Annotated in this window: 19 protein-coding genes; 17 read left to right on the top strand and 2 right to left on the bottom strand. The window is 74.3% G+C overall.

What is annotated here, in order from left to right:
- Positions 1–64: 64 nt before the first annotated feature.
- The 16 genes from Q7A36_RS13355 (at position 65) to hypE (ending at position 15,059) form a co-directional block, all read left to right on the top strand.
- Complete coding sequence (locus Q7A36_RS13355; protein WP_305104198.1) at positions 65–1,204, top strand: NAD(P)H-dependent flavin oxidoreductase; 1,140 nt, start codon at positions 65–67, stop codon at positions 1,202–1,204.
- 416 nt (positions 1,205–1,620) lie between these two features.
- Entirely contained in the window at positions 1,621–2,712 is a 1,092-nt protein-coding gene (locus Q7A36_RS13350) for a hydrogenase small subunit (protein WP_305104197.1), read from the top strand.
- Between the two features lies 1 nt (position 2,713).
- Positions 2,714–4,507, top strand: coding sequence for a nickel-dependent hydrogenase large subunit (locus Q7A36_RS13345; protein ID WP_305104196.1), 1,794 nt, complete (start codon positions 2,714–2,716; stop codon positions 4,505–4,507).
- A gap of 13 nt (positions 4,508–4,520) precedes the next feature.
- Positions 4,521–5,252 (top strand): Ni/Fe-hydrogenase, b-type cytochrome subunit, encoded by a 732-nt coding sequence (gene cybH / locus Q7A36_RS13340; RefSeq protein WP_305104195.1) that lies wholly within the window; start codon positions 4,521–4,523, stop codon positions 5,250–5,252.
- Positions 5,249–5,881, top strand: coding sequence for a HyaD/HybD family hydrogenase maturation endopeptidase (locus Q7A36_RS13335; protein ID WP_305104194.1), 633 nt, complete (start codon positions 5,249–5,251; stop codon positions 5,879–5,881). Before cybH ends, Q7A36_RS13335 begins: the two co-directional genes overlap by 4 nt.
- Before the next feature lie 12 nt (positions 5,882–5,893).
- Positions 5,894–6,196 (top strand): HypC/HybG/HupF family hydrogenase formation chaperone, encoded by a 303-nt coding sequence (hypC, locus tag Q7A36_RS13330; protein WP_305104193.1) that lies wholly within the window; start codon positions 5,894–5,896, stop codon positions 6,194–6,196.
- A complete protein-coding gene (locus tag Q7A36_RS13325) occupies positions 6,193–6,552 on the top strand; it encodes a thioredoxin domain-containing protein (RefSeq protein ID WP_305104192.1) in 360 nt (119 codons plus the stop codon). The genes hypC (Q7A36_RS13330) and Q7A36_RS13325 overlap by 4 nt, the downstream gene beginning before the upstream one ends.
- Before the next feature lie 10 nt (positions 6,553–6,562).
- Positions 6,563–7,432, top strand: coding sequence for a hydrogenase expression/formation protein (locus Q7A36_RS13320; protein ID WP_305104191.1), 870 nt, complete (start codon positions 6,563–6,565; stop codon positions 7,430–7,432).
- The gene (locus tag Q7A36_RS13315) at positions 7,429–8,058 is read left to right on the top strand and encodes a [NiFe]-hydrogenase assembly chaperone HybE (protein WP_305104190.1); all 630 of its coding nucleotides are present in this window, start codon (positions 7,429–7,431) and stop codon (positions 8,056–8,058) included. The genes Q7A36_RS13320 and Q7A36_RS13315 overlap by 4 nt, the downstream gene beginning before the upstream one ends.
- A complete protein-coding gene (locus Q7A36_RS13310; RefSeq protein WP_305104189.1) occupies positions 8,055–9,038 on the top strand; it encodes a hypothetical protein in 984 nt (327 codons plus the stop codon). The genes Q7A36_RS13315 and Q7A36_RS13310 overlap by 4 nt, the downstream gene beginning before the upstream one ends.
- Entirely contained in the window at positions 9,031–9,372 is a 342-nt protein-coding gene (gene hypA / locus Q7A36_RS13305) for a hydrogenase maturation nickel metallochaperone HypA (RefSeq protein WP_305104188.1), read from the top strand. Before Q7A36_RS13310 ends, hypA begins: the two co-directional genes overlap by 8 nt.
- The gene (hypB, locus tag Q7A36_RS13300; RefSeq protein WP_305104187.1) at positions 9,372–10,418 is read left to right on the top strand and encodes a hydrogenase nickel incorporation protein HypB; all 1,047 of its coding nucleotides are present in this window, start codon (positions 9,372–9,374) and stop codon (positions 10,416–10,418) included. Before hypA ends, hypB begins: the two co-directional genes overlap by 1 nt.
- 3 nt (positions 10,419–10,421) lie before the next feature.
- Complete coding sequence (gene hypF / locus Q7A36_RS13295; RefSeq protein ID WP_305104186.1) at positions 10,422–12,680, top strand: carbamoyltransferase HypF; 2,259 nt, start codon at positions 10,422–10,424, stop codon at positions 12,678–12,680.
- On the top strand, positions 12,680–12,901 hold the full coding sequence (gene hypC / locus Q7A36_RS13290) for a HypC/HybG/HupF family hydrogenase formation chaperone (protein ID WP_305104185.1): 222 nt from the start codon (positions 12,680–12,682) through the stop codon (positions 12,899–12,901). The genes hypF and hypC (Q7A36_RS13290) overlap by 1 nt, the downstream gene beginning before the upstream one ends.
- A complete protein-coding gene (hypD, locus tag Q7A36_RS13285) occupies positions 12,901–14,031 on the top strand; it encodes a hydrogenase formation protein HypD (protein WP_305104184.1) in 1,131 nt (376 codons plus the stop codon). Before hypC (Q7A36_RS13290) ends, hypD begins: the two co-directional genes overlap by 1 nt.
- Entirely contained in the window at positions 14,028–15,059 is a 1,032-nt protein-coding gene (hypE, locus tag Q7A36_RS13280; protein WP_305104183.1) for a hydrogenase expression/formation protein HypE, read from the top strand. The genes hypD and hypE overlap by 4 nt, the downstream gene beginning before the upstream one ends.
- 34 nt (positions 15,060–15,093) lie before the next feature.
- Here hypE and Q7A36_RS13275 read toward each other — a convergent pair whose 3' ends face one another.
- Both Q7A36_RS13275 and Q7A36_RS13270 read right to left on the bottom strand, forming a co-directional pair.
- Positions 15,094–19,821: a PAS domain S-box protein gene (locus tag Q7A36_RS13275; protein ID WP_305104182.1), complete on the bottom strand. Its 4,728-nt coding sequence runs from the start codon at positions 19,819–19,821 to the stop codon at positions 15,094–15,096.
- The gene (locus tag Q7A36_RS13270) at positions 19,818–20,597 is read right to left on the bottom strand and encodes a Crp/Fnr family transcriptional regulator (RefSeq protein ID WP_305104181.1); all 780 of its coding nucleotides are present in this window, start codon (positions 20,595–20,597) and stop codon (positions 19,818–19,820) included. Before Q7A36_RS13270 ends, Q7A36_RS13275 begins: the two co-directional genes overlap by 4 nt.
- Before the next feature lie 285 nt (positions 20,598–20,882).
- On the opposite strand from Q7A36_RS13270, the gene Q7A36_RS13265 reads away from it, so the two are divergent.
- Positions 20,883–22,535 (top strand): acetolactate synthase large subunit, encoded by a 1,653-nt coding sequence (locus tag Q7A36_RS13265; protein ID WP_305104180.1) that lies wholly within the window; start codon positions 20,883–20,885, stop codon positions 22,533–22,535.
- The last annotated feature ends 27 nt before the right edge of the window (positions 22,536–22,562 follow it).

Raw genomic sequence — 22,562 nt, 5'->3', positions numbered from 1 at the left:
CGGATGGCCCGGAGGTCTGAATCGGCTCGCCCAACATGCAAGGCGGCGCGGGAGGAAGGCGACCATGGCGCTGCGCACGCGCATCTGCGACCTGCTGGATATACGCTACCCGATCCTGCTCGCCGGCATGGGCCGGGCGAGCACGCCGGAACTCGCCGCCGCCGTCTCCAATGCCGGCGGCCTCGGCGTCATCGGCGCGGCGAGTTGCGGCCCGAACCAGCTCCGCGATTGGATCCGGCGGGTGCGGGACCTCACCGACCGGCCCTTCGGCGTGGACACGCTGCTGCCAGCCTCCGTCCGCCGCGGCGGCAGCAATGCCGGTGGCCCCTCGGCCGAGGACCTGGTCCCGCAGCACCGCGCCTTCGCCCGCGACGTCATGGCGAAGGAGGGGCTGGAGGCGCTGGACCCGGAGGCGCTCGACCGCGTCCTCGACCGCCACCCCGCCGACCGGGACGGGCCGGCGCCGCTCTCCCGCGCCTTCTTCGAGGCGCAGATGGAGGTGGTGATCGAGGAGCGCGTGCCGGTCTATGCCGCCGGCCTCGGCAATCCCGCGCCCTGGCTGGACCGACTGCATGCCAACGGCACCAGGGTGATGGCCGTGGTCGGCACCACGCGCCACGCGCGGCAGGTGATGGAGTCCGGCATCGACATCATCGTCGCGCAGGGCCATGACGGCGGCGGGCACAACTCTCCCATCGGCACCATGGCGCTGATCCCGCAGGTGATGGATGCGGTCGCGGGCCGCGTGCCGGTGGTGGGCGCCGGCGGCATCGGCGACGGCCGCGGCATCGCCGCCGCGCTGATGCTGGGCGCCGAGGGCGCCTGGATCGGCACCGCCTTCCTGGCGACGGAGGAGGCCGGCATCAGCCCCGCCCAGAAGCAGGCCCTGGTCGAGGGCAATGACGAGGGCACGACCGTCTCGCGCTCGGTCACCGGCAAGCCGGCGCGGATGGTGAAGAACCGCTGGGCCGCGGCCTATGCCGAGGCGGGGATCGAGCCGCTGCCCATGCCGTATCAGGGCATGGTCTCCACCCCGGTGACGGCGGCGGCGCTGGCGGCCGGCCGCGCCGATGTCTGGGGCGGCTTCGCCGGCCAGGGCCTCGGCATGGTCCGCGCGGTGCGGCCGGCGGCGGCGGTCATGCAGGACCTCGTCGCGGGCGCCGAGCAGGTGCTCGGCCGCGCCGGCGGCTTCCTCGGCGGCTGAGGCTCAGGCCAGGCGCGCCGCCGCGGCCGCGGGCTCGTCGGGGTTGATGTCGAGGCCAGGTCCCGCGTCAGCCAGCCGAGGACGAGGACCATGGACCGCGCGTAGCGCCGCGCGCGGGAAGACGAGCCAGTGCCGGTGCAGACCAGATCCTCGCAGCGGCCGGCGAGCGGCTGCACCAGCCGGCCGGCTCGATCGGCACCTTGCCGTAGAGGTCGCGCGCGCTGCGGAATCGCGGCACGAGCACCGGCGCGCGGAGCGGCGTCACCACCTCCGCATCGACACATTGCGGTCGAGGTTTGATCCAGATCAAAGATCAACCATCGAAGCGTCGCGAGAATGAAGCGGAACCTCACATCACGCTGGTCTCTGCCCGCGCTTCCCGGCCTGCCGGGCCCGAGGCACCAGGGGGGAAATTGATGGCGCACCAGGAGACCTTCTACGATGTCATCCGCCGGCAGGGGATCAGCCGCCGCAGCTTCCAGAAATTCTGCGCGCTGACCGCCGCCTCGCTCGGCCTCGCCCCCTCCTACGCCGCGAAGATCGCGCATGCGATGGAGACGAAGCCGCGCATCCCCGTGCTCTGGCTGCACGGCCTCGAATGCACCTGCTGCTCGGAGAGCTTCATCCGCAGCGCGCATCCGCTGGCGCGCGACGTCGTGCTCTCCATGATCAGCCTCGACTACGACGACACGCTGATGGCGAGCGCCGGCCACCAGGCCGAGGCGATCCTCGACGACATCCGGCGGGAGTACAAGGGCCGCTACATCGCGGCGATCGAGGGCAATCCGCCGCTCGCCGAGGACGGCATGTACTGCATCATCGGCGGCCGTCCCTTCGTCGAGCAGTTGCGGGAGGTCTGCGCCGATGCGATGGCGGTGATCTCCTGGGGCTCCTGCGCCTCCTGGGGCTGCGTGCAGGCGGCCAAGCCCAACCCGACCCAGGCGACGCCGGTGGACAAGGTCATCACCGACAAGCCGATCATCAAGGTGCCGGGCTGCCCGCCGATCGCGGAGGTCATGACCGGCGTCGTCAGCTATCTCCTCACCTTCGACCGGCTGCCGAGCCTCGACCGCCAGGGCCGGCCGCTGATGTTCTACGGCCAGCGCATCCACGACAAGTGCTACCGCCGCGGCCACTTCGACGCCGGCCAGTTCGCCGAGGCATTCGACGACGACGGCGCGCGGCGCGGCCATTGCCTCTACAAGCTCGGCTGCCGCGGCCCGACCACCTACAACGCCTGCTCCACGGTGCGCTGGAACGGCGGCGTCTCCTTCCCCATCGCCTCCGGCCATGGCTGCATCGGCTGCTCGGAGGACGGGTTCTGGGACAACGGGCCCTTCTACAAGCGGCTGGCGAATGTCACCGCCTTCGGCGCGGAGTCGAATGCCGACAAGCTGGGCCTGCTGGCGGCCGGGACGGTGACCGCCGGCGTCGCGGCGCATGCCGGCATGTCGGCCATCCACCGGCTGCGCAAGAAGGCGGCGACGCCCGAGCAGGAGACCGTCTGAGATGACCGCGATCTCCACGCCGAACGGCTTCTCCCTCGACCGCTCCGGCAAGCGCGTCGTCGTCGATCCGGTGACGCGGATCGAGGGCCACATGCGGGTCGAGGTGAACCTCGACACCGACAACGTCATCCGCAACGCGGTCTCGACCGGCACCATGTGGCGCGGTCTCGAGGTCATCCTGAAGGGCCGCGACCCGCGCGATGCCTGGGCCTTCACCGAGCGGATCTGCGGCGTCTGCACCGGCACCCATGCGCTGACCAGCATCCGCGCGGTCGAGGATGCGCTCGGCATCCAGATCCCGGACAATGCCAACTCCATCCGCAACATCATGCAGCTCACGCTGCAGGTGCACGACCACATCGTGCACTTCTACCACCTGCATGCGCTGGACTGGGTGGACGTGGTCAGCGCCCTGAAGGCGGACCCGAAGGCGACGAGCGAGCTGGCGCAGTCCATCTCGCCCTGGCCGATGTCCTCGCCGGGCTATTTCCGCGACCTGCAGGGGCGCCTGACCCGCTTCGTGGAGAGCGGCCAGCTCGGCCCCTTCCGCAATGGCTATTGGGGCCATCCCGGCTACCGGCTGCCGCCCGAGGCCAACCTGATGGCCGTGGCGCATTACCTGGAAGCGCTCGACTTCCAGAAGGAGATCGTGAAGATCCACACGGTCTATGGCGGCAAGAACCCGCATCCGAACTGGCTGGTCGGGGGCGTGCCCTGCCCGATCAACCTGGATGCCGCGGGCGCCGTCGGGGCGGTCAACATGACCAGCCTCAACATGGTCTCCGACATCATCGACCGCTCCATCGAGTTCACCCGGCAGGTCTATATCCCCGACCTGCTCGCCATCGGCTCCTTCTACAAGTCCTGGCTGCACGGCGGCGGCCTGTCCTCGAAGTCGCTGCTCTCCTACGGCGACATCCCGGAGAAGGCGAACGACTATTCCGCCGCGAATCTTAAGCTTCCCCGCGGCGCCATCATCGACGGCGACCTGACCCGCGTGCACGATGTCGACCTGCGCGACCCGCAGCAGGTGCAGGAATTCGTCCCGCATAGCTGGTACAAGTATGCGGACGAGACGCGCGGCCTGCATCCCTGGGACGGCGAGACGGTGCCCAACTACGTCCTCGGCCCGCAGACCGTCGGCACCCGCACGAACATCAAGGAGATCGACGAGGGCGGGAAGTATTCCTGGATCAAGGCGCCGCGCTGGAAGGGCCATGCGATGGAGGTGGGCCCGCTCGCCCGCTACGTCATCGGCTATGCGCAGGGGCGGCCCGAGTTCAAGGAGCCGGTGGACAAGGCGCTGCGCACGCTGGACGTGCCGGTGCAGGCGCTGTTCTCGACCCTCGGCCGGACCCTGGCCCGCGGCCTCGAATGCGAATGGGCCACCCTGCAGCTCCGCCACTTCCAGGACAAGCTGGTCGCGCGCATCAAGGCGGGCGACACCAGCACGGCCAATACCGCGAAGTGGGAGCCGGAGACCTGGCCGAAGGAGACCAAGGGCGTCGGCTTCACCGAGGCGCCGCGCGGCGCGCTCGGCCACTGGATCCGCATCAAGGACGCGAAGATCGACAACTACCAGGCGGTGGTCCCCACCACCTGGAACGGCAGCCCGCGCGACCACAAGGGCAATATCGGCGCCTTCGAGGCCAGCCTGCTGGACACGCCGATGCAGGTGCCGGACCAGCCGCTCGAGATCCTGCGGACGCTGCACAGCTTCGACCCCTGCCTCGCCTGCTCGACGCATGTGATGGCGCCGGGGGGCGAGGAACTCACCCGCGTCCAAGTCCGCTAGGGGAGGGCGCGCCATGCCGGACACCCGCGTCGAGGTGCTGCCCGTCCGCAACATGGGCGCGGCGCACGAGGTCACGCGCGAGACCTCGATCTATGTCTACGAGGCGCCGGTGCGCATCTGGCACTGGGTCAATGCGCTCTGCATCGTGGTGCTGGCCGCGACCGGCTTCCTGATCGGCCGGCCGCCGCCGGCCGTCGCCCCGGGCGCGACGGACGACCTGCTCTTCGGCTATCTCCGCTTCACGCATTTCGCCGCCGGGCAGGTGCTGGCCATCGGCTTCCTCTTCCGCATCCTCTGGGCCTTCGTCGGCAACCACCATGCACGGCAGGTCTTCCTCCTGCCGGTGTTCAACCTGCGCTGGTGGGCCGAGGTCTGGCACGAGGCGAAGTGGTACGCCTTCCTCACGCCCGAGCCGAAGAAATACGCCGGCCACAACCCGCTGGCGCAGCTTGCCATGTTCGTCATGTTCACCGCCGGCATCGCGCTGATGATCCTGACCGGCCTCGCCCTCTATGCCGAGGGCGCGGGCCAGCAGAGCTGGTGGTGGGCCGCCTTCGGCTGGGTGCATGGCCTCGCCGGCGACAGCATGACGCTGCACACCGTCCACCACCTCGGCATGTGGGTGCTGGTGGTCTTCGCCATCGTCCATGTCTACGCGGCGATCCGCGAGGACATCATGAGCCGGCAGTCCCTGATCAGCACCATGATCAGCGGCCGCCGCATGTTCAAGGACGACCGGCCGTGACCCTTCCGGCCGATCCCGCGGCCTGCGAATGCCTGGTGCTGGGCATCGGCAACCTGCTCTGGGCAGATGAGGGCTTCGGCGTCCGCTGCGTGGAGGCGCTGCACCGGGGCTGGCGCATGGCGCCTGGCGTCGCGCTGATGGATGGCGGCACCCAGGGCCTCTACCTCGTCCACCATATCCGCGCGGCCCGCCGCCTGATCGTCTTCGACGCCATCGACTACGGCGACGAACCGGGCCGGCTGCGGCTGGTGCGGGACGGCGAGGTGCCGGCCTTCGGCGGCGTCCGCAAGATGAGCCTGCACCAGACCGGCTTCCAGGACGTGCTCATCGCCGCCGAGATGCTGGGCGGCGGGCCGGAGCGCATCCTCCTCGTCGGCGTGCAGGCCGGCGAGCTGGAGGATTACGGCGGCAGCCTGACGCCGCCGGTGCGCGCGCAGATGGGGCCGGCGCTGATGGCGGCGCTCGCCCAGCTCACGGACTGGGGCCTGCCGGCCGTCCCGCGCCCGGAGGAGGAGGCGGTGGCGCCGCTGCTCGGCCCCGGCCTCGGCCTCTCGGACTACGAGGGCGGCCGGCCCGGGCCGGAGCAGGCCTGGCGGCGCGGCGACGCCCGCTTCCTCGCCGCGGACTGAGCCGGCATGTGCATGGGCATCCCGATGCAGGTGCTGGACGGCGCGGCCGATCCGGCCCCCTGCGCCACGCGCGACGGGCGGGAGGAGGGCGTCTCGATGCTCCTGCTCGGGCCGCAGCCGGCCGGCACCTGGGTGCTGGTGCATCTCGGCACCGCCATGCGGGCGCTGGAGGCGGCTGAGGCCGCGCAGATCGCCGATGCGCTCGAGGGCCTCGCCGCCGGGCTCGAGGGGCGGCCCTTCGAGCATCTCTTCGCCGACCTCATCGGCCGTGCGCCGGAACTGCCGCCGCATCTGCGCCCGGAGACGCCCGCATGACCCATCCCGCCTTCGCGCGGCTCGATGCCGCCGGCTGCCCCGCCCTCGATGCCGCGGCGCTGGAGGGCTTCGCCGCCGGCCCCGGCCTGCGCGTGCTGCTCGTCGCCGGCGATCCGGCGAAGCGGCCGGAGGCGGTGGACGCCGCGGTGATCCTGGTTGAGCTGCTGAAGGCCTATCCCGTCGCCGCCGCCCGCGCCGCGCCGGCGGCCGAGGCCGCGGCGCAATCCCGCTTCGGCGCCGCCGTCCTCCCCTGCCTGGTCTTCCTGCGCGACGGCACGCCGGTCGGGAAGCTCCCGGGGGTCAAGGACTGGGATGCCTACCGCGCCGCCTTCGACGCCCATCTCGCCACCGCCTGAGGGACCCGGCATGCAGCCCCTGAATCCGATGCGCTGGGACCCGGCGGAGGAGGAGGCCCCGGAGGGCGTCTTCATCGGCGAGCCCGATCCCGCCGCCGCGCCGCGGCTGCTCGGCATGCCGGCCGCGGTCGTCGCGCGCGCCCGGCCGGACCTGCAGGAGGCCGGCGCGGAGGCCGCCTTCCTCGCCGAGGCCCTGGCCGGGGTGCGGGCGGCGCTGGCCGGCCGCCGCCCGGGCGATCCGCCCGTCGCCTTCCCGCTGGACGGCCTGGCGCCCGCGCGCCGGCGGGCGCTGGACGGGCTGCTGGGCCAGGGCGAGGTCTCCATCGTGGTCGCCGGGCAGCATACGCGGGAGATCCAGGAGACGGTGCTGACCGGGCTCTGGCGCGTCCGCACCACCGACGCCACCGGGCGCGTGCTGGCCGAGGAGCTGGAGGTCGCGGAGATCCCGGATGCCGTGCTGCTCGCGGCCGAGCATGGCACGCTGCCCGCCGTGCCCCCGCCGCCGCCGGCCGAGGGGCTGATGAACGCCCCGGCGCTGATCGAGGAGATCCGGGCGCGCGCCGCGTCCTGGCGTCCGGGCGCGCCGAACCACGTCATCTCCTTCACCCTGCTGCCGGTGAACGAGGCCGACATGGCGCTGCTGCGGGCGACGCTCGGCACCGGCCCGGTGCTCGGCCTCTCCCGCGGCTATGGGCATTGCCGCGTGCAGCTCACGGGCTGCCGCCGCGTCTGGTCGGTGCAGTACCTCAATGCGCGCGACGCCATCGTGCTGGACACGCTGGAGATCGGCGGGGTGCCGGAGGCGATCCTGGCCGCCGCCGAGGATTTCGCCGACAGCGCGCTGCGCCTCGGCGAGATCCTCGAGGCCTATGCGCCGTGAGCGAGACGCTCGAGGCCGCGGCCGACCGGCACGAATGCGGCGTCTGCTGGCATGTCTACGACGCCGCCGCCGGCGACGAGGCCTGGCAGGTGCCGCCCGGCACGCCCTTCGCCGCCCTGCCGGCGCATTGGCGCTGCCCGAATTGCGATTCGGGCAAGGAGCGCTTCCTCGCCCTCGGCGCCGACTCGCCCATGGCGGCGCGGCTGCGGGCCCTCGCCGCCGGCTACCGCGCGGCCGAGGCGCGCCTGCGCGGCCTGCCCGTGCACAATCCGGCGCTGGAGGTGGCGCTGGTCGGCTTCGTGGCGCAGGGCGAGGGCTTCGCCGGCGTCGCCGTGACGCCCTGGAGCATGAACCTGGTCTGGCTGCCGGCGCGCGCGGAGGCCATCGCCGCCGCCCTCGGCGAGACGGTGGAGCATGTCCTGCCGGGCGGCGCCTTCGATTTCCTCGTCGTGGAGCTCGACGGCGTCGGGCGCTTCCTCTCCTGCTCGCTCTTCTCCCCCATGGCGGAATTCGCCGATGCCGAGGCGGCGCGGCTGGCCGCCGAGGCGGCGGCGCAGGAGGCGCTGACCCCGCCGGCGCCGCCGCCGCCGCCTGCGCGCGGCCGCCGCGCGCTGTTCGGCGGATGAGCGCGCCGGGCGCCGGGGCGATCACCGTCACGCTCGGCGTTGAGGAGGGGCGCGTCACGACGGCGCGCCTTGTCTCCTCGCGCCCGGCCGCGATCGGCGCGGTGCTGGTCGGCCGCAGGCCAGCGGAGGCGCTGGCCATCCTGCCCCGGCTCTTCGCCCTGTGCGGGGAGGCGCATGCGGCGGCGGCGCGGGCCGCGCTGCACCGCCGGCGGGTGACGCCCGCCGAGCAGCGGCGGGTCCTGGCCGAGATGCTGGACAGCCATGGCTGGAACGTCCTGCTGGCCTGGCCGGCCCTGCTCGGCGAGCCGCCGCGACGCGAGGCGCTGCTGGCCCTGCGGCGGGCCGCGGCCGTGCTGCGCGGCGGCGACCTGCCGGCGCGACGCGGCGCGCTGCGGGAGGCCGAGGCGCTGCTCGCCGCGGAGGGCCTGCTCGTGCCGCCCGGGATCGAGGCCTGGGCGGCAGCCACGACGGCGCCGGCGGCGCGGCTGGTCCGGGCGGTGCTGGACGGCGGCCTCGCCGGCTTCGGCGCGACGCCGCCCGACCTGGCGGAGGCGGGACCGGCGCTCGATGCCGCGGGCGCGGACGCGCTGGCGGCGATCGTCGCGCGGCATGGCCATGGGCTGCTGGCGCGGCTGGCGCGCCGTCTCTGGGCCCTGGCGGCGCTGCCGCGGCGCCTGGCCGCGGTGCTCGAGGCGGAGGACGCGGCGGAGCCTGACGTGCCGGACGGCGATGGCGAGGGCAGCGCCGAGACCGCGCGCGGCCGGCTGCGGCATCGCCTGCGGATCGAGGGCGGCACCGTCCGGGACTGGCAGGTGACGGCGCCGACGGACCTGAACTTCCACCCCGACGGGCCCGCCCTGCGGGGGTTGCTCGGCGCCGCGGCCGGCCCGGATCTGGCGGCGCGGGCGGCCTGGCACCTCGCCGCGCTCGACCCTTGCGTGCCCGCGACGGTGCGGGTGGAGGCGCCGGCCCATGCATGAGACTGCCCTCGCCGCCGGGGTGATCGACATCGTCCGGGACGCGCTGCGCGAGCGGCCGGCGGAGCGGGTCGCGGTGGTGCGGCTGTCGATCGGCGGGCTCTCACATGTCGAGCCGCGGGCGCTGGAATTCTGCTTCGATGCCGCGGCGCGCGGCACGCCGGCGGAGGGGGCGAGGCTGGCGATCGACCGGCCGCCGGGCCGGGCGCATTGCCTGACCTGCGACCGGGAGGTCGGGCTCGCCTCGCGCGCCGATGCCTGCCCGGGCTGCGGCGGGCATCGGCTGCTGGTGACGGGCGGGGAGGAGATGCGCGTGACCGAATTGGAGCTGGCCTGATGTGCGGCGTCTGTGGCTGCGGCGGCGCGGAAGCGCGGATCGAGGGGGCCGGCGCGGCGCATGCGCATGAGCACGAGCATGTCGGCGCGGACGGCAAGGTCTACCGCCACAGCCGCGCTGCTGCGGGCGGGCATGCGCATGAGCATGAGCATGTCGGTGCGGACGGGAAGACCCACCGGCACAGCCACGCTGCGGCGGGCGGGCATGCGCATGAGCACGAGCATGTCGGCGCGGATGGGAAAGCCCACCGCCACAGCCATGCCGCGGCGGCAGGGGACGTGCATGAGCACGTGCATGTCGGTGCGGATGGCAAGGCATACCGCCATAGCCACAGCCCGGCGGATGGCCACGCCCACGGCCACGCCGCGCCGGGCGAGGTCCGTGGCGCGCGCATCCTGGCGGTCGAGCGCGACATCCTCGACAAGAACAACCGTTTCGCCGCGCTGAACCGGCGGCTGTTCCGCGCAACCGGCACGCTGGCGCTCAACCTCGTCTCCTCGCCCGGCTCGGGCAAGACGACGCTCCTGGTGCGCAGCCTGACGGATCTCCGCCGCCGCATGCCGGCCGGCGTGATCGAGGGCGACCAGCAGACCAGCCTCGATGCCGACCGCATCCGCGCGACCGGCGCGCCGGCGGTGCAGGTGAATACCGGCAAGGGCTGCCACCTCGACGCCGCCATGGTGGCGGAGGCACTGCCGGCGCTGGACCTGCCGGACGGCGCCGTGCTCTTCATCGAGAATGTCGGCAACCTCGTCTGCCCCGCGGGCTTCGACCTGGGGGAGGGGGCGCGGGTCCTCGTCTGCTCGGTGACCGAGGGCGAGGACAAGCCGCTGAAGTATCCCGACATGTTCGCCAGCGCCGATCTGCTGCTGGTGAGCAAGGTGGACCTGCTGCCGCACCTCTCCTTCGACCTGCCGCGGCTGCTCGAGAATGCGCGCCGCATCCGCCCGGACCTGCCGGCGATCGAGGTCTCCGCCACCACCGGCCAGGGCCTGGAGGAGTGGTATGCCTGGATCGCGGCGCGGCGTGCCGCGCTGACGGGCTAGGCCATGGACGGCGCCCTCGCCCCTGTTGTCCCGCGCGCCCGTCTGCGGGTGCGCGGACTGGTGCAGGGCGTGGGCTTCCGGCCCTTCGTGCACCGCCTGGCCGGCGAGTTCGGCATCTCCGGCTGGGTCAGGAACGACGAGGCCGGCGTGCTGATCGAGGCCGCCGGCGAGCGCTTGGCGCTATTCCGCGCGGCGCTGGCGGAGCGCCCGCCGCCGCTCGTCAGGCTCGACGCGCTGGAGGAGGAGGCGCTGGCGCCCGCGCCACCGGCCGCGCCGGGCTTCGCCATCCTGGAGAGTGCCCGCGCCGGCGCGGCGACGACCGCCATCGGGCCCGATGCCGCGGTCTGCGGCGACTGCCTCGCGGAACTCTTCGACCCGGCGGACAGGCGCCACCGCTACCCCTTCCTCAACTGCACCCATTGCGGCCCGCGCTTCACCATCGCCGCGCGGCTGCCCTATGACCGGCCGCAGACCAGCATGGCCGGCTTCCCGCTCTGCGCCGATTGCGCGCGGGACTATGCCGACCCCGCGGACCGGCGCTTCCACGCCCAGCCCATCGCCTGTCCCGCCTGCGGCCCGCGGCTCTCCGTGCCGGTCGAGGAGATCCTCGCGCGCCTCCTCGCCGGGCAGGTCCTGGCGATCAAGGGCATCGGCGGCTTCCACCTGGCCTGCGATGCGCGGAACGCCGCCGCCGTCGCCCGCCTGCGGGCGGCGAAGCGGCGGGAGGCCAAGCCCTTCGCGCTGATGGCCGCCAATGCCGCGAGCCTCGATGCCGTCGCCGCCATCGCCCCGGCCGAGCGCGCCCTGCTGGAGAGTCCCGCCCGCCCGATTGTGCTGCTGCGCCGGCGCGGGGCCATCGACTTGCCCGATCCGGCGCCGGGCCTCGGCTGGGTCGGGGCCATGCTGCCCTATGCGCCGCTGCACTGGCTGATCTTCCACGAGGCCGCCGGCCGCCCCGCCGGCATTGCCTGGTGCGCCGCGCCGCAGGACCTGCTGCTGGTGATGACCAGCGCCAACCCGCCCGGCGAGCCGCTGGTGCTGGACGGGGCGGAGGCGGCGCGGCGCCTCCACGGCCTCGCCGATGCCGTGGTGGACCACGACCGGCCCATCCTGGTGCGGGCCGACGACCCGGTCGCGCGCGTCGTCGCCGGGGCGCCGCGCTGGCTGCGCCGCGGCCGCGGCTGCACGCCGGCGCCGATCCGCCTGGCGCGCGGCGGCCCGCCGGTCGCCGCGCTCGGCGCGCATCTGAAGGCGGCGGTCTGCGTCACGCGCGGCGAGGCTGCCTTCCTCTCGCAGCATGTCGGCGACCTCGACAGCGGCGCGACGCGCGACTTCCATGCCGAGGCCCTGCGCCACCTGCTGGCCCTGACCGAGGCGGCGCCGGCGCTGCTGGCGCATGACCTGCACCCCGACCTCGCCAGCACGGCACTGGCGCAGGCGCTGCCCGTCCCGGCGCTCGGCGTGCAGCACCACCACGCCCATGTCGCCGCGGTGCTGGCGGAGCATGGCGTCGAGGGACCCTGCCTCGGCCTGGCGCTCGACGGGCATGGCCATGGCAGCGACGGCGCGGCCTGGGGCGGCGAACTCCTGGCGGTGGAGGGGGCGCGGTTCGAGCGGCTGGGGCATCTGGCGCCGCTGGCCCTGCCGGGGGGCGATGCCGCGGCGCGGCAGCCCTGGCGCCTGGCCGCCGCGGCACTGCATGCGCTCGGCCGCGGCGAGGCGATCGCCGCGCGCTTCGCCGGGGAGCCGCAGGCGGCCGGCGTGGCGGCGCTGCTGGCGCGCGGGCTGCGCTGCCCGCCCAGCACCTCCTGCGGCCGGCTCTTCGATGCGGCGGCCGGGCTGCTCGGGGTCAGCGCCGTGCAGTGCTACGAGGGCGAGGCGGCGATGCGGCTGGAGGCGCTGGTGCGGCGCCCGCGGGTGCTGCCCGGCGGCTGGGCGGTGCGCGCCGGCGTGCTGGACCTGCTGCCGCTGCTCGCCGCGCTCGATGGCCGCGACCCGCAGGAGGGCGCCGAGCTGTTCCACGGCACGCTGGTCGCGGCGCTGGTCGACTGGACCCTGCCGCTGCTGGCGGGGCGGGGCGAGCGGCGGATCGCCCTCGGCGGCGGTTGCCTGGCCAATGCGGTGCTGGCGGAGGGGCTGGCGGAGGGCTTCGCGCGGCATGGCATCGCCGCGCTGCTGCCGCGCCTGGCGCCGCCCGGCGATGGCGGCCTGGCGCTGGGCCAGGCCTGGGTCGCGCAACATCATCTGCAGGGAGAGGTCTGATGTGCCTGGCGGTGCCCGCGCGCATCCTGGAGCTGCGCGGCGAGACGGAGGCGGTGGCGGAGCTCGGCGGGGTGCGCATCCCCGTCTCGCTCGCCCTGGTCGAGGATGTCGCGGTCGGTGACCATGTGGTCGTCCATGTCGGCTATGCCCTGGCGAAGATCGACGCGGCGGAGGCGGCGCGCATGCTGGACGCCCTCGAACAGCTTCCGCAGGTGGCGTGATGCGCTACGTCGAGGAGTACCGCGACCCCGGCCTGGCCCGTCGCATCGCCGCAGCCCTGGCGGCCGAGGCCGATCCCGCCCGGCGCTACCGGCTGATGGAGTTCTGCGGCGGCCATACCCATGCGATCTGCCGCTATGGCCTCGAGGACCTGCTGCCGCGCAACGTGGAGCTGATCCATGGCCCGGGCTGCCCGGTCTGCGTCCTGCCGGTCGGCCGGCTGGACATGGCGATCGACCTCGCGCTCAGCCGGGGCGTCATCCTCTGCACCTTCGGCGACATGATGCGCGTGCCCGGGCGCGACCGCCGCAGCCTGATGCGCGCCAAGGCGGAGGGCGCCGATATCCGCATGGTGCTCGGCAGCGCCGATGCGCTGCGGCTGGCGCGGGAGAATCCCGGGCGGGAGGTGGTGTTCTTCGCCATCGGCTTCGAAACCACGGCGCCGACCACCGCCGTCGCGCTGCTGCAGGCGGCGGCCGAGGGGCTGCGGAATTTCTCCGTCTTCTGCAACCACGTGCTGACGCCGGCCGCCATCGCCGCCATCCTGGCCGCGCCCGAGACCGGGGAGGGGCGGCTGCGCATCGACGGCTTCATCGGCCCCGGCCATGTCAGCACCATCATCGGCAGCGGCCCCTACGAGGTCTTCGCCGCGCTGCACCGCCGGCCGATCGTCGTCGCGGGCTTCGAGCCGCTCGACCTCATGCAGGCGGTGCTGATGCTGGTACGGCAGATGAACGAGGGCCGCGCCGCGGTGGAGACGCAGTTCGCCCGCGCCGTGACGCGGGAGGGGAACCGCCGCGCCCTCGACCTGCTGCAGCGGGTCTTCGTCCGGCGGGACGGCTTCGAGTGGCGCGGCCTCGGCCATCTGCCGGACAGCGCGCTGGCGATCGCACCGGACTATGCGGCCTTCGACGCCGAGCGGCGCTTCGGCATGGCCTACCAGGCGGTGCCCGACCACAAGGCCTGCGCCTGCGCCGAGATCCTGCGCGGCGTGAAGAAGCCGGCGGATTGCCGCATCTTCGGCACCGCCTGCACGCCCGACATGCCCATGGGGTCCTGCATGGTCTCGCCCGAGGGCTCGTGCGCCGCCTATTACAGCTATGGCCGCGCCCGCATGGAGGCAGGGGCATGAGCGCGGTGAGGCGCCGACGCCTCGACCTCGCGCAGGGGCGGGTCGAGCTGGCGCATGGCGGCGGCGGCCGCGCCATGGGCCAGCTCGTCGAGGAGGTGTTCCGCGCCGCCTTCGACAACCCGGTGCTCGCTCGCGCCGAGGATGCCTCGCCCATCGGCGGCGGGCTGGTGATGACGACGGACAGCTTCGTCGTCTCGCCGCTCTTCTTCCCCGGCGGCGATATCGGCTCGCTCGCCGTGCATGGCACGGTGAACGACCTTGCCATGGCCGGCGCGGCGCCGGTCGCCCTCTCGGCCGCCTTCGTGATCGAGGAAGGGTTCCCGCTCGCCGACCTCGCGCGCATCGCGGCCTCCATGGCCGCGGCGGCGCGGGAGGCGGGCGTGCCGGTCGTCACCGGCGACACCAAGGTGGTCGAGCGCGGCAAGGGCGACGGCGTCTTCGTCACGACGACGGGCATCGGCCGCTGCCGGCCGGGCATCGCGCCTTCGGCCGGGCAGGTGCGGCCGGGCGACGTCATCTTGCTGAACGGCCCCGTCGGCGACCACGGCGTCGCCATCATGGCGGCGCGGGAGGGCATGGAATTCGCCGAGCCCCTGCTCTCCGACAGCGCGGCGCTGCACGGGCTGGTCGGCGCGCTGCTCGCGGCCGCGCCGGGGGTGCGCTGCCTGCGCGACCCGACCCGCGGCGGCCTCGCGGCGACGCTGAACGAGGTCGCCGACCGCTGCGGCTGCGGCATGCTGCTGCAGGAGGCGGCGATCCCGGTCCGCCCCGCCGTCGCCGCGGCCTGCGAGCTGCTCGGCCTCGACCCGCTGCACGTGGCCAACGAGGGCAAGCTCGTGGCGATCCTGCCGCCCGGGGAGGCGGAGGCGGCGCTCGCGGCGCTGCGCGCCCATCCCCTGGGACGCGAGGCCGCCCGCATCGGCACGGTGACGGAGGATGCGCGGCGCTACGTGCAGATCGACACGCGCTTCGGCGGCCGGCGCATGGTGGACTGGCTCGCGGGCGAGCAGCTTCCGCGCATCTGCTGACCGGGCCGGTCCGTCCCCACCCTGCGCCGCCGCGTCAGTGCGCCGCCTTCAGCCCGGGGATCCCGGCCTGCCGCAGCACGCGGGCGAGCCGGTCGAAGAGCGCCTCGGGCGCGGCGGGCTTGCGCAGCAGGGCGAAGGGGCCACCATGCTCGGCGAGCTCCAGGCGCCCGGGCCCGGCATCGCCGGCATGCCCGGTCACCAGGACGGAGGGCAGCCGCGGCAGCCGCGCCCGCAGCGCGGCGAGGAGGTCGAGGCCGTCCATCGGCCCAGGCATGGCGAGGTCGGTGACCAGGGCATCCGGCCGCAGGCCCGCCTCCACCAGGTCCAGCGCCGCGCCGGCGTTCTCGGCCTGCCACACCGCATAGCCCTGGTCCTCGAGCTGCGCCGCCAGGACCGTCCGCACCTCGGGCGTGTCCTCGGCCAGCAGCACCCGGAGTTCGCCGGAAAGCGGCGGCATTCGGGAGACGCCGTCCCGGGTCCCCTCGGGCAGGCCGGCATGGCGGTCCGGCACGCGCGGCAGCCAGACCGAGACGGTGGTGCCGCGCCCCGGCGCGCTCTCGATCGACAGGCCACCGCCCGACTGCTCGGCGAAGCCGCGCGCCATGGCGAGGCCGAGGCCGGTGCCCTTGCCCTTGGGCTTGGTCGTGAAGAAGGGCTCGCTGACCCGCGCCAGCACCTCGGGCGGCATGCCCTCGCCGTCATCGGCGACGAAGAGGCGGACATAGACGCCCTCCGCGAGGCCGGGCGGGGCGCCCGCCGCGCCCGGCACCGTCGCGGCCTCGGCGCCGAGGGTCAGCCCGCCGCCGCCGGGCATGGCGTCGCGCGCATTGTTGGCGAGGTTGACCAGCACCGCCTCGAGCTGGCCCTTGTCGGCGAGCAGCGGCGGCAGGCCCGGCGGCACCTCGGCCCGCAGCGCGATGTTCGCCCCGATCATCGGCCGCAGGAAATCCATCAGGCCCGCGAGCAGCGGCGCGGGGCCGACCGGCTCGGCCTGCAGCTCGCCGCGGCGGGCGAAGGAGAGGAGACGGCTGGTCACCGCGGCGCCGCGCCCGGCCGCCTCGGCGGCAAGGCCAAGATAGCGCCGCGCCTGCTCCGGGTCCCGCAGCAGGCGCTTGGAGGCGAGCGTGATGCCGCCCTCCACCGCCTGCAGCACGTTGTTGAAGTCATGCGCGATGCCGCCGGCGAGCCGCCCGAGCGCCTCCATCCTGGCCGCATGCGCCAGCCGCGCCTCGGTCGCGGCCAGCGCCCGGCCGCGCTCCTCGGCCAGGCGGTCGAGTTCCTCGGCCAGGCGGTCGAGTTCCTCGGCCTCGCGGGCCAGGACCTCCCGCGCATGGACCATGTCGGTGACGTCGAAGTTCAGGCCGACCAGGCGCAGGGCATGACCATCGGGCCCGGGCATGGCCTGGGCATGGCTCCGCAGCCAGCGGACCGCGCCGTCCCGGTGCACGATGCGGAACTGGTGGCCGAAGGTGCCGTTGCCCGCCGCGACGGCGGTGGCGATGGCGGCGTTCAGGCCCGGCGCGTCGTCCGGATGCACGCGGGACAGGGCCTCGGCGCCGCCCGGCGGCTCGCCCGCCGGGTCCAGGCCGAAGAGCGCGGCCACCCGGGCATCCATCTCCACCCGGTCGGACAGCAGGTCCCAGGACCAGTGGCCCATGCCGCCCGCCTCGAGCGCGAGCTGCAGCCGGGCCTCGCCCTCCAGCCGGGCCTCCTCGGCCCGCTTCTGGTCGTCGATGTCGGTGCAGGTGCCGACCCAGCCGGTGATTCGGCGCTCGCCGTCGCGGATCGGCGCGCCGCGGCAGAGGAACCAGCGGAAGGCGCCGCCGCGGTGCCGGAAGCGGAACTCCTGCGCATAGGGCGTGCCGGCCGCGACCGCGGCGGACCAGGCCGCATGGGCGGCGCCGCGGTCGTCCGGATGCAGGGCCTGCTGCCAGCCATCGCCCATCAGGGCATCGGCCGCGATGCCGGTGAAGGCGGCATAGCGAGGGTTGACGTAGAGGTTGCGGCCCGCCGTGTCGGTCTCAAAGACCAGCGCCGGCAGGGATTCGGCGATGGCGCGGAAGCGTGCCTCGCCCTCGGCCAGGACGCGGGCGGCCAGCACCCGCTCGGTCACGTTGGTGATGACCACGACCACGATCGGCTCGCCCGCACCGGTCGAGCCCGGCTCGTAGGTGACGGCGAAATGCTCGTCGGCCACGCCCGCCGCACCAGGCCGGTGCAGATCGTACTCGACCCGCTCGCCGCCGAAGGCGCGATCCAGCCGCGGCCGGATCTGCCCGGCATAGACCGAGGGCAACACCTCGGCGACCGACCGGCCGAGGATGTCATGCGTCGGCAGGCTGAGGATCTCGGCATAGGCGCGGTTGGCGAAACGGTAGCGGTGATCGCGGCCGACCACGACGAGGCCGACCCGCGCATTCTCGGTCGCGGTCCGCAGCCGCGACTCGCTCTCGGCCAGGGCCTCGCGCGCCCGTCGCTCGCTGTCCACGTCCAGCAGCGCCACCACGCCGCCGGTGACCTTGCCCTCCGCATTGCGCACCGGGCGGCCCATGATGCGGGTCCAGGCCCGGGTGCCGTCGCCGCGCTGGTAGAGGACCTCGATGGCCGGGCTCTCCTCGCCCTCCTGCACCATGCGGGCGAGCGGGTATTCGTGCCCGTCCACCCGGCTGCCGTCGGCGTGGTAGGAGACCCACTCGTCATAGCTGTCGATGTCGGGCGAGTGCAGCACCGGGTGGCGCAGCATCTGCTCGACATAGCGGTTGCCGCCGATGATCCGGCCCGAAGGCAGCTCGGCCATGACCAGGCCGACGGGCACCGTCTCCACCACGGTGCGGAGCTGCGCCTCGCTCGCGGCCAGCGCCGCCTCGGCACGCCGCTGCCGGGTGAGGTCGATCAGCACGCCGAGCCCCCGCAGTGGCCGGCCCGCGGCATCGCGCTCCACGATGCCGCGGGAGACCAGCCAGCGTTCGCCGCCATCCGCGGCCGGCTCGGCCGAGCGGAAGCTGGCCTCATAGGGCGCGCCCTCCGCCATGGCCCGGCGCCAGGCCTCGGCCGCCGCGGCCCGGTCGTCCGGGTGCAGCGCCTCCACCCAGGTCTCCGCGCCGGCCTCCAGCGGCCCGATGCCGAGGAGGTCACCGGCCTCGCGCGACCAGCGGCCCTGGCCCGTCACCAGATCCAGCTCCCAGGTGCCGACGCCCGCCCCGGAGGTCGCCAGCCGCAGCCGCGCCTCGCTCTCGGCCAGCGCCTCGGCCGCGCGGCGCTTGGCGTCGATGTCCAGGGTCGCCACCACCGCGCCGGTGATCGTGCCGGCGGCGTCGCGGATCGGCGCGGCATTGGAGCGCAGCCAGGCGAGGCGGCCGTCGCCGCGGCGGTAGCGGTATTCGAGGACCGGCGTCGCCTCCCCGGCCAGGGCCCGGGCCAGCGGAAACTCGCTGCCGGCGACGCGCCGGCCGTCCGGGTGGTAGGCCTCCCACTGGCCGTACTCGGCGATCCCCGCGGCGGTCATCACGGGATGGCCGAGGATCGCGTCGAGCCGCAGGCTGGAGAAGGTGATCCGCCCCGAAGGCGCCTCGGCCAGGGACACGCCGACGGGCATGTGGTCCAGCACCGTGCGCAGCCGCGCCTCCCGTCCGGCGAGCGCGGCCTCCGCGGCGGCGAAGCCCTGGCGCAGCGCCTCCAGCTCCGCCACCCCCGCGGGTGGGATCGCCGCCGCGGAGCCGGCCGCCGGCGGCCCATCGGCTTCCGCGAGCGCGCGCGCATAGACCTCCAGCCGGCGGACCGGCAGCAGCACGCCGCGCGCGATGACGACCGCAAGGGCGCCGCCGAGTGCCAGGGCGAGGGCGGCGCCGGCGCCCAGCGCCAGGGCCGGGGCGCGCCAGGCGGCGTTGAAGGCGGCGGCGGGCTGCGCCACGACGGCCGCCCAGCCGGGGGCGCTGCCGAGCCGGTGGACGCCGAAGACCCGCTCGGCCCCGTCGAGCGCGACCGCGCGGTAGAGGCCCGAGGGGGCGGCGGCCAGCCGGCGCCGGCTCTCCTCCGGGATGGTCTGCCCGGGCAGCCGGGCGTCGAGCGCATCCGAGCGGGCGACCGGCGCGCCATGCCCGTCCGTGACCGCGGCGAAGAGGCCTGCCGCGAGACCCTCCTCGGCGAGGAGGCGCCGGAGATCCTCGGGGTCCAGGCGCAGCGCGAGCACGAAGGGAATGCGGCCGTCGCGCAGCACCGGCACGGCGACGCCGACCACGGGCCGGCCCGCCACCGCGCCCGCCACCAGATCGGTCACGAGGGGCCGGCCGGTCTCCGCCACCGACCGGAAGTCGGCCGCGGCCACGGCCCCGGCCGGCCTTCCCGGCGGCAGCGCGGTGTTGACGACCTGGCGGAGCGAAGCGGCGTCCAGCAGCACGGCGGTGGTGCCGAAGCTCGCCAGGACACGGCGGGCCTGCGCCTCGAAGCGTGCCAGGTCGGGCTCCGGCCCATCGAGGGCCTCTGCTGTGGCGAGGCCGCGGGCGAGGTCGATGTGGCGGTCGATCTCCCGGTCGAGCGCGAGGGCGAGGGCGCGCGCCGTGTCGCGCAGCCGTGCCTCGGCGGCGGCCTGGCGGCCTTCCACCGCCTGCCAGGCGGCGAGGCCGCCGAAGGCGAGGGCGGGCAGCAGCACCGCGAGCACGAGGCCGAGCAGCAGCGTCGTGAAGCGCACCCGGGGCAGGCGGGGAGGGCGCCGATCGCCGTCCGGCGGGACATCGAGCCCCGCCGGGCAGGAGCGATGCCTCACCGGCCGGCCTCCGGTCCCGGCAGCAACCGGCCATAACGGCAACGGAGGGCGGCGTGGCACTCGCAGGCGGCGCCCTCCAGCCCGGCGCGGTCGAGCACCCGGACGCCGCCCCGGCTCAGCCGCACCAGCCCCTCGGCCTGCAGCGCGAGGGCCACCTCGCCCACGCTGGCGCGCCGGACGCTCAGCATCTCGGCCAGGACTTCCTGGGTCAATGGCAGGGGCGCGGCGGCGTCGCCAGACCGGTCCTGGGCGGTGAGCAGCCAGCGGGCAAGGCGGGCGCGGAGCGGATGCTGCGCATTGCAGGCGGCGGTCTGCAGCGCCATCGACATCGCCGCCTCGGCATGGCGCGCCAGCAACTGCCGGAGCGCGGGCGAGGCAGCGGCCGCCCGGGCCAGGCTGGTGGTCAGGATCCGCGCCGCGGCGCCGGGCATCTGCACCACGCCGCGGGTATAAGCCTCGACGGCGGCATCCGCGGCATCGACACCGAGCCCGACGGCGCCCTCCAGGCCGACGGTCACCGTCTCGGTCGTGCCGCCGTCGCGCAGCGGCAGGACCAGCGAGATGATGGTGCCCGCATGCGGGAAGTGGACATGCGGGGGGACCTGGCCCGGCTCGAACAGGATCTGGCCGCGCACCAGCCGCACCTCCTCGAACTGGTCGGCGAGGCCTGCCAGGTCCTGGCGCGGAAAGGCTGCGAGCAGGCGGTTGTGCGCAGCGGGGCGGGTGGGATGGCGGGCCGGGCGGGTGCGGCGAGCCGAGGCGTCCTGTGAAACCATCAACCCCAATCGTAATTGCATTGAGCACAACGCGCGGCACGATGGTCATCTCGCGCATTCGGGGGATAGCCATTTCGTATACCGACTTTCTGCACGGTAGACGGCAGATCTGTATATTTTTTCGATCCGTTACGCCGGGCGATGGTGGGAGAGCCTGGGTTCTGCCGGCGCGATGCTGCCTTCCCGGCCATTGGCAGCGCCCTCCCGGTGCGTGATCCTCCGCCCGGCGAGCCCGCGTCCTGCCCTCCACCCGACCGGGCCCCATGACCGACGAGGAAGACCGCGATGACCAAGGCGTCCGACCTGCTGGTGGCGGCCCTCGAGAACGAAGGGGTGGACCGCATCTTCGGGGTGCCGGGCGAGGAGAACCTCGACGTCGTCGAATCCCTGCGCGGCTCGCGGATCGACCTCGTGCTGACCCGGCACGAGCAGCCGGCCGCCTTCATGGCGGCGACCCATGGCCGGCTCACCGGGCGGCCGGGCGTCTGCCTCAGCACCCTCGGGCCGGGCGCCCTGAACCTCGTCACCGGCGCCGCCTATGCGCATCTCGGCGCCATGCCCATGGTCATGCTCACCGGCCAGAAGGGGATCAAGGGCAGCCGGCAGGCGGGCTTCCAGATGGTCGACACCGTCGCGGCCATGCGGCCGCTGACCAAGATGACGCGGCAGGTCGTCGCCGGCGCCACCATCCCCACCCTGGTCCGCGACGCCTTCCGCACCGCCATGGAGGAGCGCCCCGGTCCCGTCCACCTCGAACTGCCCGAGGATGTCGCGGGCGAGGAGGTCGGGCCGCCGCCGCTGATCCCACCGCACCCGATCGAGATCCCGGTGGCGCACCGCGCGGCGCTGGATCGTGCCGCCGAGATGATCCTGGCGGCGGAGCGGCCGCTGGTCATGCTCGGCGCGGCCTGCAGCCGGCCGCGCACCACCGCCGGTCTGCAGGGCTTCGTCCGCCGCACCCGCATCCCCTTCTTCACCACGCAGATGGGCAAGGGGACGGTCGCGGGCGGCTCCAACCTCTACATGGGCACCGCCGCGCTGTCGGAGCGCGACTACGTGCACGAGGCGATCGAGCGCGCCGACCTCATCATCGCCATCGGCCACGATACCGTGGAGAAGCCGCCCTTCCTCATGGGGCCGGGCGGGCCGAAGGTGATCCATGTCAGCTATACCCCGGCGCATGTCGAGCAGGTCTATTTCCCGCATGCCGAGGTGGTGGGCGATGTCGGGCCCAGCCTGGAATTGCTGGCCGACCGGCTGGATGGGCGGCTGCACCGGGCCGGCGCCCTGCTGCCGCTGCGCGAGGGCATCCTCGGCCGCATCGCCGACCGCGCCGAGGAGGACCGCTTTCCGCTGACCCCGCAGCGCCTGGTGCATGACGTCCGCCGGGTCATCCCCGAGGACGGGATCGTCGCGCTCGACAACGGCATGTACAAGATCTGGTTCGCCCGCAACTACCGCACCACGGTGGCGAACACGCTGCTGCTGGACAATGCGCTGGCGACCATGGGGGCGGGCCTGCCCTCGGCCATGATGGCGGCGATGCTGCATCCGGACCGGCGGGTGCTCGCGGTCTGCGGCGATGGCGGCTTCATGATGAACAGCCAGGAGATGGAGACGGCGGTCCGGCGCCGGCTGAACCTCGTGGTCCTCGTCCTGGAGGACGGCGCCTTTGGCATGATCCGCTGGAAGCAGTCGGTGGACGGCTTCCCGGACCATGGCATGACCTTCGGCAACCCGGATTTCGTCCGCTACGCCGAGGCCTATGGCGCGCGTGGCCATCGCATCGGCGCCGCCGCGGAGCTGGTGCCGACGCTCGAGGCGGCCTTCCGGGCCGGCGGCGTGCACCTCGTCGCGGTGCCGGTCGACTATGCGGAGAACCGGCGCGTCCTGGTCGAGGAACTGGCCGCGCGCCTGCCCGTCGCCCCGCCGGCCTGATCCGCAGACCTTGTCGGGTGTGGCGCC

This window comes from Paracraurococcus lichenis (assembly GCF_030657435.1).
GTDB classification, from domain to species: Bacteria; Pseudomonadota; Alphaproteobacteria; order Acetobacterales; family Acetobacteraceae; genus Paracraurococcus; species Paracraurococcus lichenis.
This window is presented reverse-complemented; position numbering and strand designations above follow the sequence as displayed.

Bases quoted from the DNA above. Each gene is read 5' to 3' on its own strand.
- Q7A36_RS13355 (WP_305104198.1), top strand. From the start codon at position 65: ATGGCGCTGCGCACGCGCATCTGCGACCTGCTGGATATACGCTACCCG.
- Q7A36_RS13350 (WP_305104197.1), top strand. From the start codon at position 1,621: ATGGCGCACCAGGAGACCTTCTACGATGTCATCCGCCGGCAGGGGATC.
- Q7A36_RS13345 (WP_305104196.1), top strand. From the start codon at position 2,714: ATGACCGCGATCTCCACGCCGAACGGCTTCTCCCTCGACCGCTCCGGC.
- cybH (WP_305104195.1), top strand. From the start codon at position 4,521: ATGCCGGACACCCGCGTCGAGGTGCTGCCCGTCCGCAACATGGGCGCG.
- hypC (WP_305104193.1), top strand. From the start codon at position 5,894: ATGGGCATCCCGATGCAGGTGCTGGACGGCGCGGCCGATCCGGCCCCC.
- Q7A36_RS13325 (WP_305104192.1), top strand. From the start codon at position 6,193: ATGACCCATCCCGCCTTCGCGCGGCTCGATGCCGCCGGCTGCCCCGCC.
- Q7A36_RS13320 (WP_305104191.1), top strand. From the start codon at position 6,563: ATGCAGCCCCTGAATCCGATGCGCTGGGACCCGGCGGAGGAGGAGGCC.
- Q7A36_RS13310 (WP_305104189.1), top strand. From the start codon at position 8,055: ATGAGCGCGCCGGGCGCCGGGGCGATCACCGTCACGCTCGGCGTTGAG.
- hypA (WP_305104188.1), top strand. From the start codon at position 9,031: ATGCATGAGACTGCCCTCGCCGCCGGGGTGATCGACATCGTCCGGGAC.
- hypB (WP_305104187.1), top strand. From the start codon at position 9,372: ATGTGCGGCGTCTGTGGCTGCGGCGGCGCGGAAGCGCGGATCGAGGGG.
- hypF (WP_305104186.1), top strand. From the start codon at position 10,422: ATGGACGGCGCCCTCGCCCCTGTTGTCCCGCGCGCCCGTCTGCGGGTG.
- hypC (WP_305104185.1), top strand. From the start codon at position 12,680: ATGTGCCTGGCGGTGCCCGCGCGCATCCTGGAGCTGCGCGGCGAGACG.
- hypD (WP_305104184.1), top strand. From the start codon at position 12,901: ATGCGCTACGTCGAGGAGTACCGCGACCCCGGCCTGGCCCGTCGCATC.
- hypE (WP_305104183.1), top strand. From the start codon at position 14,028: ATGAGCGCGGTGAGGCGCCGACGCCTCGACCTCGCGCAGGGGCGGGTC.
- Q7A36_RS13270 (WP_305104181.1), bottom strand. From the start codon at position 20,597: ATGGTTTCACAGGACGCCTCGGCTCGCCGCACCCGCCCGGCCCGCCAT.
- Q7A36_RS13265 (WP_305104180.1), top strand. From the start codon at position 20,883: ATGACCAAGGCGTCCGACCTGCTGGTGGCGGCCCTCGAGAACGAAGGG.